Genomic DNA, 13,461 nt, shown 5'->3' on the forward strand with positions numbered 1-13,461 from the left:
ATGGCACAGTCTAGAACTTATAAAAAAACAATGAATTTCGTTTACGGAATGGGAGCTGCAGTTGTAATAGTTGGAGCATTATTTAAAATTCAACACATCTCATTTGGTCCTTTAACAGGTGGTTTAATGTTAACCATTGGTTTATTAGTAGAAGCAGGTGTATTCGCAATTTCTGCATTTGATACTCCAGAGGATGAATTTGATTGGTCTAAAGTATATCCAGAATTAGGCGAAGATAGTGTAACAGTGGAAGAAAAAGTTGGTGCAGAAGGAATGTTATCTCAAAAATTAGATAACTTATTACACGAAGCTAAAATTGATGCTGAATTAATGCAAAATTTAGGAAGTAGCATGAAAAATTTCCAAGGTGCAGCAGAAGGTTTATCTGCAGCCTCAGAATCTATTTCATCTACCAACAAATACAATGAGCAAGTTTCTATGGCAGCTGTTCAAATGGAAACGTTAAACAACCTATACAAAATACAAGTAGAAAACTCTAGCAAGCAAACTGAATTAAATTCAGCTGTGGTAGAAAATACAGAAAGACTAAAAGAACAAATGGATTCTTTAGCGAAAAACTTATCTTCTTTAAATGGAGTTTATGGTAATATGTTATCTGCAATGTCAAGCAAATAATTAGTTCAAATTAATATTTAATACAAAAAACTAATTTAAAAAGTTATGGCAGGAGGAAAAATGTCTGCAAGGCAGAAGATGATTAACTTAATGTACTTGGTATTTATTGCAATGTTAGCAATGAATATGAGTAAAGAAGTTTTATCCGCTTTTGGCTTCATGAATGAAAAATTAGTAGAAAATAATATTTCTACAATTGAGAAGAATAACGAAGCTTATGCAAATTTAGATACAAAAGCTTCAGAGCAAAAAGAAAAGTTTGGACCGTTAAAAGTTCAAGCAGATAAAATAAAAACATATTCAAATGATTTTTATGATTATTTAGCTGCATTAAAGTCAAAAATGTTGACTGAGATTGAAGATAAAGATGATTATGAAGCAATGGATAAGACTGATTGGTTAGATACGTATTTCTTTAAAGGGGATACTTATACTGAAGAAGGTCAGGAGTTTTTAAATAGAATAAATAACTACAGAACTAATGTAATAGAAGTTTTAGGTAGTGATAGTAAATTTGTTCCTGTTTTAAATAAAAGATTCTCTACAGAACCAGTAATAGATTCTGAAACAGACAAAGAAGTGCCATTTTTAAAGGCTAGATATGAAGGTTTTCCAATGGTAGCTTCATTAACAAACTTTACACAAATGCAAGCAGATATCAGAAATACTGAGTCTGATATTGTTACCAACCTTTTAGGTGGTAAATTAGAAGAGGCATTGTCTTTAAACAATTATACAGGTATTGTACGTTTAAATAAAAGCGCATATTTCGCAGGTGAAAAAGTTACAGGTGAAGTTGTTTTAGGTAGATATGATGCATCACTAGTACCAGATAAAGTAATTTTAAATGGTAAAGATGCAACAGATGCTGTACAAAATGGGCAAGTAATCTTAAATATGCCTGCAGGTAATGTAGGAGAGAAAACAATAAAAGGAACAATTTTCTTTAGAGAAAATGGAGAAGAAGTTCCTGTGCCATTTGAAAGTAAATATTCTGTTATTGCAGAACCAAGTTCTGCTGTAGTTTCTGCAGATAAAATGAATGTGGTCTATAGAGGTTTAGACAACCCAATTTCGGTTTCATTACCAGGTGTTGGGGCTAACAATCTAAAAGTTTCTGCTGCAGGAGGTAAATTAACAAAATCAGGAGCTGGTTATATTATTAGACCAGGAAGTGGTAATGTTGCTACTATAAATGTAAGTGCTAAATTAAGCAGTGGTAAAACTGTAAATTCAAAAGCTACATTTAGAATTAAAGATATTCCAGCAGCAATGGGTTCTGTGCGTAATCAATATGGTACTGTAAGAATGCCAAAATCAGGTTTAGCAAATGCACCAATTAATGCAGGTTTACCAGATTTTGAATTCGATTTAAAAATTCAGGTTAAGAGTTTTAAAATTAAAGTTCCAGGAGAATTAACCATTATTGTTAATGGTACAAAATTAAATGCAGCTGCTAAAAAAGTATTATCTAAAGCAAGAAGAGGAGATATCATTAACATTTATGATATTAAAGCTACTGCTAATGGGTATAACCTTAAAAAGGTTTTACCAGTTAATATAGAGCTGACTAATTAGAAAAATATAAATTATGGTTAGAAATTGTATACTAGTATTTCTTTTCTGTCTATCAGCAAGTTTTGTAAACGCACAAGCAAATGTGTTAAACGCAAAATCTGCAGATGAAATTGGTAAGAGAAGTACAGAAAGATTAGAGGCAGATAATGATGGCCCAATACCTTATGGATATGTAGATGATAGAGATATTATGTGGTCTAAAGTAGTTTGGGAGTTTGTAGATTTAAATCAAAAAATAAACTTACCATATTATTTTCCAATAGATACAACAAGTATTTCTTCAGACAGAAGATCTTTGTTCGATACTTTAATAAAGGGAATCAGACAAGGTAAAATTAAAGAAGCGTATACAGATTCTTTCTTTACTTCTAAAATTACACAAGACGAAATAGATACACGTTTAGTAAACATTAGAGATGAAAATGGTTATGTAGATACTTTTAATCTTCAAACAGAAGACGTTGCAGGTTACATGTTAAAAGGTATGTGGTATTTTGATAAACGTCAAGGAGAAATGAAATACAGACTTTTGGCATTAGCACCAATGGGTAAAGATGTACAAACTTTAGGAGTAGAAAATATAGAAGATGATAATTTGTATGAATTATTCTGGATTTTCTTTCCAGATGCAAGAGAGGTTCTACACGATTCTAAAGTTTTTAATCCAATGAATGCATCTCAACCAATTTCTTATGACCATTTATTAAACGCAAGACGTTTTAATTCAGTCATTGTAAGAGAAGAGAATATTTATGGTAACAGAGCCATAGAAGATTACATTCGAGGTAATTCTTTATTTCAGTTGCTAGAAGCCAACAAAATTAAAGAAGACATAAGAAACAGAGAAATAGACATGTGGAACTACTAAAGTTCTGTCTTAAAAATATTAAAAACGTTTGCTAAAGCAAGCGTTTTTTGTTTGTAGCTATTTCCTGCTTTTCGCACTCGCTTTTTTTCATTCTTCAAAAAGAGCTCAAACAATTGCTACAATCAGGGCTAAACTAGTTTATAAGTATAGTCATCCCTTTCAATTAAAACAAAACTTAAGTACTTTTACAGCGTGAAATTAGATTACATTATAGTTGGTTTAGGTTTGGCAGGTTTAGCTTTTGCAGAACAGCTTATAAATGCAAATAAGAGCTTTGTTGTTTTTGAAGACAGTTCTCAAACATCATCACTTGTAGCAGGTGGTGTGTACAACCCTGTTATTCTAAAAAGATTTACGCCTGTTTGGAATGCAAAAGAACAATTGCAAATTGCTTTACCTTTTTACGAAGGAGTAGAACAGAAGTTTCAAACCACTTTCGATTATAAATTTCAGACTAAAAAAGTATTTAAATCAATAGAAGATCAGAACAATTGGTTTGCTGCCTTAGATAATTCTAAATTAATAGATTATTTAGATGCAGATTTAGATCATCAGAAAAAAGAAGGTGTTATTGCTGATTTTGGTTTTGGGAATGTAAAGCAAACAGGTAGAATTGATACTAAAAAATTAGTGGATACTTATAGAGGTTATTTAGAAAAAAGAGCACTAATTAAATTTGAGCAATTCAACCACCAACTAATTAAATTTCACCCAAATCACTTAGCCTATAAAGATATTGATGCAAACAGAATTGTTTTTTGTGAAGGTTTTGGAATGAGAGAAAATATTTTTTTTAATTACTTACCACTAAATGAGGTAAAAGGTGAATTGATTACCATTCATGCTCCGAATTTAAAAATAGATTTTCAATTAAAGTCCACCTTATTTGTGCTTCCTTTAGGAGAGGATGTTTACAAAGTTGGAGCTACATTCAATTGGTCAGATAAAACTTCTAATCCATCAAAAGAAGGCAGAGAAGAGTTAATTAAAAAATTAGAAAAGGTTATTAATGTTCCTTATAAAGTACTATCTCAATCTGCAGGTATTAGACCAACTGTAAAAGACAGAAGACCTTTAGTAGGTACTCAACCCGCTTTTCCTAATTTGGCAATATTAAATGGTTTAGGTACAAGAGGAGTAATGATTGCACCAACAATGGCTAAAGCACTTTTTAATCACTTAGAAAAAGGAGAAGAGTTAGATTCAGAAATAGATATTAAAAGATTCGAATAGGATTATTCTTTCTTATTATTAGAATCTTTACTTGCCTTTTCATCATAGCTTACAAACATATTTATCCATAAAATTCTAGACAATCTTAAATTTAAAGGAGCTGTAATTATTAAAGCTGCTAAAACTGTAAAGAAAGAATTTAATAAATTTAACTGAAAACCCAATTTTGCAATTAAAAAAACAGTAACAGAAATAGCTACTGTAATTCCGTAATTAATGTACATAGCTCCATAAAAGAAAGATGGTTCTATCATATATTTTAAATTGCAATGAGAGCAAGTATCGTGAATTTGGGTAATTTTTGAAGGATTGAAAGTAATACCATGTGTAAAGAATTTTCCTTCATGACATTTAGGGCATTTTCCGTTTGCAATACTATAGATTTTTGTTCCTTTTTTAAACATCATAACTTTAAAATTTCTCTACTTTTGCCAAAGGTAAAATTTTTACCACTTTAATTCAGTAACAATTATTACATTTCATGTTAAACGTACATAACTTAACTGTTTCTTTCATGGGAACAGACCTATTTTCTGGTATCACTTTTAAATTAAATAAAGGAGATAGAATTGGTTTAATAGGTAAAAACGGAGCAGGTAAATCTACCTTACTTAAAGTACTTTCTAAAGATATAGAAAGTAGTGGAGGTACTATGGCTTTTGATAAGGATGTACAAATTGGTTTCTTAAGGCAAGATATTGATTTTGTGGAAGGAAGAACGATTTTAGAGGAAGCCTATCAAGCATTTGAAGAAATTAAAAAGTTAGAAGCAGAGCTAGAAGAAATTAACGATCAGCTTACAACTAGAACAGATTACGAAAGTGATTCTTACACACAATTAATTCAAGATCTTACAGACAAGCAAGAACGTTATGAACTTTTAGGAGGTTATAATTATCAAGGAGATACAGAGAAAATATTACAAGGTTTAGGTTTTCAGAGAGAAGATTTTAACAAGCTTACAGATACTTTTTCTGGTGGATGGAGAATGCGAATTGAATTGGCAAAATTACTTTTACAGAATAATGACATTTTGTTGTTAGATGAGCCAACAAACCACTTAGATATCGAATCTATTATATGGTTAGAGAATTTCTTAAAAGGATATTCAGGTGCAATTGTCTTGGTTTCTCACGATAAAATGTTCTTAGATAATGTAACTAACAGAACCATAGAAATTTCTTTAGGCCAAATTTACGATTACAAAAAACCTTATTCTCAATTCTTAGAATTAAGAGGAGAAATTAAGGAAAAGCAATTACAAGCTCAGAAAAATCAGGAGAAAGAAATAAAACAAAAACAGCAATTAATAGATAAATTTAAAGCAAAGGCTAGTAAAGCGTCTATGGCTCAATCTTTAATGAAACAACTTGATAAAGTTGAGTTGATAGAGGTAGATCAAGATGATAATCAAGCCATGAATGTTCGTTTTGCAATTTCTAGAGAACCAGGAAAAATAATTGTAGAAGCAGAAAATTTATCTAAAAGCTATGGAGAAAAACACGTTTTAGAAGGTGTAGATTTATTGATTGAAAGAAACAGTAAAATTGCTTTTGTTGGGCAAAATGGTCAAGGTAAATCAACTTTAGCAAAAATGATGGTTGGCGAAATTCCTTTTGAAGGTCATTTAAAACTAGGTCATAATGTAGAAGTTGGGTATTTTGCTCAGAATCAGTCTGAATATTTGCCACCAGAAAAAACGGTGTTAGAAATTATGGAAGATGCTGCTACAGATACCAACAGAATGCGAGTTAGAGATATGTTAGGTTCTTTCTTATTTGGTGGAGATGCTGTAGACAAAAAAGCAAAAGTACTTTCAGGTGGAGAAAGAAACAGGTTGGCTTTATGTAAATTGTTATTGCAGCCATTCAATGTTTTAATCATGGATGAACCTACAAACCACTTGGATATTGCCTCTAAAACTGTTTTAAAAGAAGCTTTAAATAATTTTAATGGTACTTTAATTGTGGTATCACATGATAGAGAATTCTTACAAGGCTTAACATCTACTGTGTACGGTTTTAGAGATAAAGAAATTAAGGAGTATTTAGGTGATATTGATTATTTCTTAGAGCAGCATAAAATGGAAAGTTTACGTGAAGCTGAAAAGAAAACTGTAGTAAAAGTAGAGAAAGATACTTCTAAAAAAGAAGCGCATCAACTAAGTAGAGAGCAAGAAAAAGAATTAAAAAAGTTAAATAATAGGCTCTCTAAAATTGAAACCGAAATTGCAGATTTAGAAACTGAAATTGAAAAGATAGATTTAGAATTGGCTAACAATTATGATGAAGTTTCCTCTAAACCAGATTTCTTTAAGAACTATAAAGCTAAAAAAGCCAAAGTAGATACATTAATGGAAGATTGGGAAAAAGTAGAAGGGCAAATCTCTAATTTTTCTTAAGCAAAAACGCTATTTTAGGTTTGGAAATTAAATGAAATGAACTTTAATAAGCCATATATTTCCGATAATCAAAAAATTGATTTACCTCTTTTAAAAGAAAAAAGTGTTGAACTTTTTATAAAAAGAGAAGATGAAATACATCCTTTTGTTTCTGGGAATAAATTTAGAAAATTAAAATACAATTTAGCTGAAGCCAAAAATCGAAACAAAAATACTTTGTTGACCTTTGGAGGAGCTTTTTCTAATCATATAGTAGCTACAGCTGTTGCAGGTAAATTAAATGGTTTTAAAACAATTGGCATAATTAGAGGTGATGAATTGGCTAATAATTTAGAAAAAACAATAGCTGAAAATTCAACTTTGAGAGAAGCGCAAAAACATGGAATGATTTTTAAATTTATTTCAAGAACTGCATACAGAGATAAAGAAAATAGCGATTTTTTAAATAATTTAAAAACGGAGTTTGGTGATTTTTATTTAATTCCTGAAGGAGGTACAAACCCTTTTGCTATAAAAGGATGTGAAGAAATTTTAACAAGTGAAGACACAATTTTCGATTATATTTGTGTATCAATTGGAACTGGAGGTACAATTTCTGGAGTTATAAATTCTTTACAAAGTCACCAAAAATGCATTGGTTTTCCAGCATTAAAAGGTGATTTTTTACGCAAGGAAATTAAGAGATACGTAAAATCTGATGATAATTGGATGTTGCAAACTGACTATCATTTTGGAGGCTATGCAAAATATAACGAAGCTTTAATACGTTTTATAAACGATTTTAAAAGCCAAACTAAAATTTTATTAGACCCTGTGTATACAGCAAAAATGATGTTTGGTATTTTAGATATGGTAGAAAACAACTACTTTTTTAAAGGTTCTAAAATACTTGCTATTCATACAGGAGGAATACAAGGTATTGCAGGTTTCAATAATAAATTAGCATCAAAAAATAAATCTTTAATACAATTATAATGCGCATTAGGTTTTTACTTTTTTTATCAGTTTTATTTCTATTACAAAGCTGTGGTTCTAAAAAAGGAATTGTCAATAAAAAAAATCCTGGAGTAGTAATTGTAGAGCCAGAACCTGTTGAGCTACCTTCTGTAAATCAAAAGGAAATCATCAAGAAATTAGAGAGAAAAAATCCTAATCTTAATAAATATACCTTAGCTTATATTAAGAAATACGCACCAATTGCAGTAAAGGAAATGCATGAATATAAAATACCTGCAAGTATAACACTAGCTCAAGGTATTTTAGAATCTGGCAAAGGTAGAAGTGAATTGGCCTTAAAATCTAACAATCATTTTGGTATAAAATGTCATAAAGGTTGGGAAGGTGAAAGAGTGTATCATGATGATGATGAGAAAGGGGAATGCTTTAGAAAATATCTTTACCCAGAGACTTCTTATAATGATCATTCTTTGTTTTTAACAAGAAGAAAACGTTATGCTTTTCTGTTTGATTACAATATTAAAGATTATAAAAAATGGGCATATGGTTTGCGTAAAGCAGGTTATGCTACAGATAAAAAATATCCTGTAAAATTATTAAAGTTGATAAAAGATTATCATTTATATGAATTTGATAAGGTTAAAAAAGGCAAGTACACCAAAAGAATTAAAGATTTAAATGATGGTGAAACATTTACAAAACCAATTGTAATAGAAAAGAAAGCAAGTAATCTTCATACAGTAAAAAAGGGTGAAACTTTATATTCAATTAGTAGAAAGTATGGTATCTCTGTAAAACTGATTAAGAGAATTAATAGTCTTTCTAGCAATACAATTTCTATTGGTCAGCAATTAATTATTAAAAGATAAAGTACAAATATGCCAGTTATTAAAGCAGTTAGAGGTCATAACCCTCAAATTCCTGATGATTGTTTTGTTGCAGAAAATGCTACAATTTTAGGTGAAGTTTCTTTGGGTAAAGAATGCTCTGTTTGGTATAATGCTGTAATTAGAGGGGATGTTCATTTTATAAAAATAGGAGATAAAGTAAATATTCAAGATGGAGCTGTTTTACACGCAACTTATCAAAAGTCGCCTACAACTATTGGCAATAATGTTTCTATAGGGCACAATGCAATAGTTCATGGCTGTACTATTCATGATAATGTTTTAGTTGGTATGGGTTCTATTATTATGGATGACTGCACCATAGAATCTAACTCTATAATTGCTGCAGGTGCTGTAGTAACAAAAAATACAAGAGTTGAAAGTGGAAGTATTTATGCAGGTGTGCCTGCTAAAAAAGTTAAAGATATTTCTAAAGAATTAATTTCTGGAGAAATTGATAGAATTGCAAATAACTATGTGAAGTATTCAAGTTGGTTTAAGGAATAGAAAAACCCGATTTCAAATTCGAAATCGGGCATCAATTCAACTAATCAACCAAAACTAGTTTTCTATCTATCTCTTCTGTTTTCCATTCTCTTTTTCATTGCCTTACCTTTCAACATCTTTTTTCCTTTTTGCTTTCTGTTCTTAGCCATTTTCTCAAATTTTTCAAACTGTTCAGCCTTTAAAATATCTTTCATTTTATTTTTGAATTCAATTTTAGCTTCCAATTGCTGATTTTTCATTGCAAAAAGTTCATCTGCAGTAGGCTTTTTTTCTTCATCTCTTAAAGCTTTTCTTTTTTCCATTGCTGTTTTTCTATCTTCAGCTTGTGCCATTAATAATGGTTTAATTTCATCTTGCTGCTTTTCAGATAAATCTAAAGCTAAAGTCATTTTTTTAACGGCTAATTCTGTACGTTGTTCAATAGAAAAATTAGGTCTTTTATTTTTTCTCTTTTGTTGTGCTTGTGAAGTAAAAGTAAATACGAATACTAAAACTAAAATGCTTGCTATTTTTTTCATAATTATAATTTGTTTAATGTTTTATTTATACTTCTTTGACCTTAGAAAATAGAAAAGGTTTAAATTTGTTTTCTGTTTAACAAGTATTTAACAATGTCGAAAATGAAGAAAATACTGTGGATCTTAATATTTCTACCAAGTTTTATAATTGCTCAAAATCAACAATCAGATAGCCTTAAAGTAGATTTAAGTAGCCCAAGTGCTACAATAAATACGCATTTAAATTTTTTACAAGAAGATAATTATCAACCTAAAAAATCTGCAAAAACCATTAACGGTTTAGAAGAAAAAAAGGCAATAAGAAAGGCAATTAAAATTAAACAAGTATTAGATGGTAAAGGTCTTTATATTGATTTGAATACCTTACCAACAAATTCAAATTATGTAGATTCAGTTGGTGTAAATGCCTATTCTAGATACGTAATTTTCCCTAACAGATTACCAGATGTTTATTTAGAAAAAAAAGGTAATAAGTGGTTTTATTCAGATGAAACTGTAACTAGAATTGATGCTATTTATAACAGTGTTTTTCCTTGGTACGTAAATTGGTTACAGGAAATTGTTCCAGAATATGGGCATTATAGTTTTTTAGGAATTGAAATTTGGCAAATAGTTGCACTTATTATTTTACTAAGTATTGTAATTGTGCTTTATTTCTTTTTTAGAAAAATTGCTTTTTGGATTTTGAAGAAGATTCAGCATTATATTACAAAAAGCAACGAAAACATTGAAGTAGATAAGGTGCTGAAGAAATTGGCACATCCAATAAGCTTATTAATTTCCATTAATTTAATAGATGTTGTATTTCCATCTTTGCAATTTACATTGGCTGTAAATAGATGGGTGTTTTTAGCCCTAAATATTGTAGAAACTGTCTTTTGGATTTATGTTTTCTTAAAACTGATTAAGGTAGCAATGGAAATTTATGCAGAGTTTACAGAAAATACACATAGTAGATTAGATGATCAATTAGTGCCAATTTTAAATAATTTCTTTACAGGTTTAGTTATTGTTTTAGGTTTCTTTAAACTACTAACTTTATTTGGTGTAGATGCTACAACCTTAATAGCTGGTGCAACAATTGGTGGTTTGGCATTTGCTTTAGCTTCTCAAGACACTGTGAAAAATTTAATTGGAACTATCATGATTTTTCTAGACAAACCTTTTCATATAGATGATTGGATAGAAGCAGGAGAGGTAGTTGGTACAGTAGAAAGAGTAGGGTTTAGGTCTACAAGAGTAAGAGCTGCAGATACCTCTATTTATCAAATTCCAAATAGTAAACTTTCAGAAATTGTTATTAACAATAAAGGGTTACGTTTGTATAGAAGATACAACACTAATTTAGGATTACGTTATGACACACCACCAGAATTAATAGAGGCTTTTGTAAATGGAGTTCGTCAAATAATTATTGAGCATCCAGAAACGAGGTCTGATTCTTATAACGTTGAGTTTACTGGTTTTGGAGACTCAGCTTTACTAATTATGGTGAACGTTTATTTTAAAAGTTTGGCTTGGAGCGAAGAACAAACCTCTAAACACAGATTACACATTGCTATTATAAAATTAGCAGCTGCTTTAGGAGTAGAATTTGCATTTCCTTCTACAACAGTTACTATAGAGCAATTTCCAGATAAAGGTAATCTTTCTCCTAAATACAACACTAGCAAAGAGAATATTAATGCTACAATTCAAAATATTCTTACAGAGTTTAAAAATGATGTTCCACCAGAAAATACACCAGAAAGTTAATGAAGAATCTTTTTAAAATAGTTTCAAGAGTTTTAGGATTATTAATTGTTGCCTTTGTTGTTTTTTATTTTTGGGCTTCATCACCTAGTTTAGATGAAAATGAATACGCCAAAATAATTCAGAATTCTGATGTATTATTAGAGAATAAAGATTCTATTTTTAGTATTGCAACCTACAATATTGGTTATTTAAGTGGAATGACAAACAACAGGCCAGTTCCTAAACCAAAAGAACTTTTTGATACAAATTTGGAAAAGGTAAAAAAGGAAATAAAAAATGTTTCGCCAGATATTATAGCTTTTCAAGAAATAGATTATGATGCTTCACGTTCATATCACATTAATCAAGAAGAAGAAATTGCTAAATTAGGATATGGTTTTACAGCTAGAACCATTAATTGGGATGAGCATTATTTACCTTTTCCTTATTGGCCAATTAGCATGCAATTTGGTAAAGTAATTTCTGGGCAATCTATTGTAAGTAAATTTCCTTTAGCTAACCAAGAAAGAATAATTTTATCTAGAGTAGAAGATTCTCCTTTTTATAGAGATGCCTTTTATTTAGAAAGATTAGCTCAAGTAGTAAAAGCGAATATTAATGGTAAAGAAATAGTAATTATTAATATTCATTTAGAGGCATTTGATAAAGCAACAAGAGCAAAACAATTTAAAGAAGTAGAGGCTATTTTTAATAATTATAAAGACAATTATCCTACGATTCTTTTGGGCGATTTTAACTCTAGGGCTAGAGATAAAAATGCTGTTGTACAAGAATTTTTAAGCTCAGGTAAAATTGGTAATGCAGCTTTTATTCAAAATAATATTGCAAATACATTCGATACTAAAAGCCCTTTTCAAAGAATTGATTATATTTTTTATACTAAAGAATTTATTGAGTATGTTTCTGGTAGGGTTTTAAATGAATTTGAACAAGCTTCTGATCATTTACCTGTTTACATGAAATTTAAGTTAAAGTAATTGGATTACTATTGTTCTTTAAAATTCTCATAAAGCTGTTGAATTGAATCTTCAATTTCAGTTAAACCAAACATAAATGTATTTCTAAGAAGGCTTAATTCTCTGTCATCAACTTTAATTTGAATATTAGATTTAGTTGTATTAATTAGTTCAGAAAATTTAGATAAATCTTCTTTAGTAACTTTTTCTTTTTTAGAGAAAGCTTCAATAATTTCACAAGCTTTTTCAGTTACTTTTTCTGAGTTCTTTTCGATACCAGCTTCACCATTAGTAATATTAGAGTTAGACTTATCTGCAACTCTCTGTATTATAGTAATAGAATTATACAGTCTTTCAGTACTTTCTATCAATTCCATAATTTTTTGTTTATCATTAAAGGTTATAGAAGCTGCATTGTTTTTGGCTTGGTTAATATTTGTACTAAAGTTATTATTTGCTTTAGTTGTATTCTTATTTTCTTTATCTCTAGTATTATCAAACTCAATTCTAAATCGATCGCAAGTGTTTTTTAAAGCTTTACGTATATACCTAAGTGTTCTGTTTTCAGAAGTATCTGGCCAAGCAATTAAAGAAATTAAAATGCCAATTGCCACACCAAAACCTATAGAAAGTAATCTGTTTAAGGCCAAGTCATAAGCATCACCTTCAGAACCTAATGCCAATGCAACTGCTGCAACAACTCCATATCTCCATTCAGGTCTAAAACTTGCAATTCCGTTAATTATAAAAAGCGATAATAAGAGTGATAAAATTACACCCAACTCCCAAGGAATTAAAGCTACAAAAACAAAGCCTATAATAATCCCAACAATGGTAGATAGAATTCTACCTTTTGCTTGCTGAAAGGTATTACCAATACTTGGTTCTATAACCAAAATAGCAGATAGAACTCCTACAAAACGTTCAGAAATACCTAGTAATACCATCAAATAATAACAAATTGCTCCAGCCAAAGCCGACTGAATTGCCAAACGAAAGGCATCTTTGTATTCCTCTTTGCTAATGTTTTTTATAAAATTGGAACTCATGTAAATGATTTATTTTCTAAAAAGAATAAAGATACTTTTTTAATATTTTGATGTGCTAGATTTCCGTAAATTGAACGAGATTTATTATTTCTTTCCAGTAATTAATCATTCAAGAA

The 13,461-nt window shown here is 29.8% G+C and carries 13 protein-coding genes; 10 read left to right on the forward strand and 3 right to left on the reverse strand.

Translation table 11 applies throughout. The features are described from left to right. The 4 genes from porL (at position 1) to LPB302_RS11765 (ending at position 4,315) form a co-directional block, all read left to right on the forward strand. On the forward strand, positions 1-636 hold the full coding sequence (gene porL, locus LPB302_RS11750; RefSeq protein WP_053973370.1) for a type IX secretion system motor protein PorL/GldL: 636 nt from the start codon (positions 1-3) through the stop codon (positions 634-636). A 45-nt stretch (positions 637-681) separates the two neighbouring features. Then, a complete protein-coding gene (porM, locus tag LPB302_RS11755) occupies positions 682-2,214 on the forward strand; it encodes a type IX secretion system motor protein PorM/GldM (RefSeq protein ID WP_053973369.1) in 1,533 nt (510 codons plus the stop codon). A 13-nt stretch (positions 2,215-2,227) separates the two neighbouring features. Next, entirely contained in the window at positions 2,228-3,082 is an 855-nt protein-coding gene (gene porN, locus LPB302_RS11760; protein WP_053973368.1) for a type IX secretion system ring subunit PorN/GldN, read from the forward strand. Between the two features lie 192 nt (positions 3,083-3,274). Next, positions 3,275-4,315, forward strand: a complete 1,041-nt coding sequence (locus tag LPB302_RS11765; protein ID WP_053973367.1) for an NAD(P)/FAD-dependent oxidoreductase — start codon at positions 3,275-3,277, stop codon at positions 4,313-4,315. Between the two features lie 2 nt (positions 4,316-4,317). Here LPB302_RS11765 and LPB302_RS11770 read toward each other — a convergent pair whose 3' ends face one another. Beyond that, a complete protein-coding gene (locus LPB302_RS11770; protein ID WP_176966471.1) occupies positions 4,318-4,722 on the reverse strand; it encodes a DUF983 domain-containing protein in 405 nt (134 codons plus the stop codon). A 74-nt stretch (positions 4,723-4,796) separates the two neighbouring features. On the opposite strand from LPB302_RS11770, the gene LPB302_RS11775 reads away from it, so the two are divergent. The 4 genes from LPB302_RS11775 to LPB302_RS11790 are packed head-to-tail and all read left to right on the forward strand — an operon-like array spanning position 4,797 to position 9,067. Next, a complete protein-coding gene (locus LPB302_RS11775) occupies positions 4,797-6,716 on the forward strand; it encodes an ABC-F family ATP-binding cassette domain-containing protein (protein ID WP_053973365.1) in 1,920 nt (639 codons plus the stop codon). A gap of 36 nt (positions 6,717-6,752) precedes the next feature. After that, on the forward strand, positions 6,753-7,691 hold the full coding sequence (locus LPB302_RS11780; protein WP_053973364.1) for a 1-aminocyclopropane-1-carboxylate deaminase/D-cysteine desulfhydrase: 939 nt from the start codon (positions 6,753-6,755) through the stop codon (positions 7,689-7,691). Continuing rightward, the gene (locus tag LPB302_RS11785; RefSeq protein WP_053973363.1) at positions 7,691-8,542 is read left to right on the forward strand and encodes a glucosaminidase domain-containing protein; all 852 of its coding nucleotides are present in this window, start codon (positions 7,691-7,693) and stop codon (positions 8,540-8,542) included. Before LPB302_RS11780 ends, LPB302_RS11785 begins: the two co-directional genes overlap by 1 nt. Before the next feature lie 9 nt (positions 8,543-8,551). Then, complete coding sequence (locus LPB302_RS11790) at positions 8,552-9,067, forward strand: gamma carbonic anhydrase family protein (RefSeq protein WP_053973362.1); 516 nt, start codon at positions 8,552-8,554, stop codon at positions 9,065-9,067. 62 nt (positions 9,068-9,129) lie between these two features. Here the strand turns inward: LPB302_RS11790 and LPB302_RS11795 are convergent, their stop codons facing one another. After that, complete coding sequence (locus LPB302_RS11795) at positions 9,130-9,585, reverse strand: hypothetical protein (RefSeq protein ID WP_053973361.1); 456 nt, start codon at positions 9,583-9,585, stop codon at positions 9,130-9,132. A 102-nt stretch (positions 9,586-9,687) separates the two neighbouring features. On the opposite strand from LPB302_RS11795, the gene LPB302_RS11800 reads away from it, so the two are divergent. Both LPB302_RS11800 and LPB302_RS11805 read left to right on the forward strand, forming a co-directional pair. After that, a complete protein-coding gene (locus tag LPB302_RS11800) occupies positions 9,688-11,340 on the forward strand; it encodes a mechanosensitive ion channel family protein (protein WP_231658698.1) in 1,653 nt (550 codons plus the stop codon). Then, positions 11,340-12,317 (forward strand): endonuclease/exonuclease/phosphatase family protein, encoded by a 978-nt coding sequence (locus LPB302_RS11805; RefSeq protein ID WP_053973360.1) that lies wholly within the window; start codon positions 11,340-11,342, stop codon positions 12,315-12,317. Before LPB302_RS11800 ends, LPB302_RS11805 begins: the two co-directional genes overlap by 1 nt. Before the next feature lie 8 nt (positions 12,318-12,325). On the opposite strand, the gene LPB302_RS11810 is transcribed toward LPB302_RS11805, so the two are convergent. Continuing rightward, entirely contained in the window at positions 12,326-13,345 is a 1,020-nt protein-coding gene (locus tag LPB302_RS11810; RefSeq protein WP_053973359.1) for an FUSC family protein, read from the reverse strand. Between the last annotated feature and the right edge of the window lie 116 nt (positions 13,346-13,461).

Source organism: Polaribacter dokdonensis (assembly GCF_024362345.1).
GTDB lineage: Bacteria > Bacteroidota > Bacteroidia > Flavobacteriales > Flavobacteriaceae > Polaribacter > Polaribacter dokdonensis.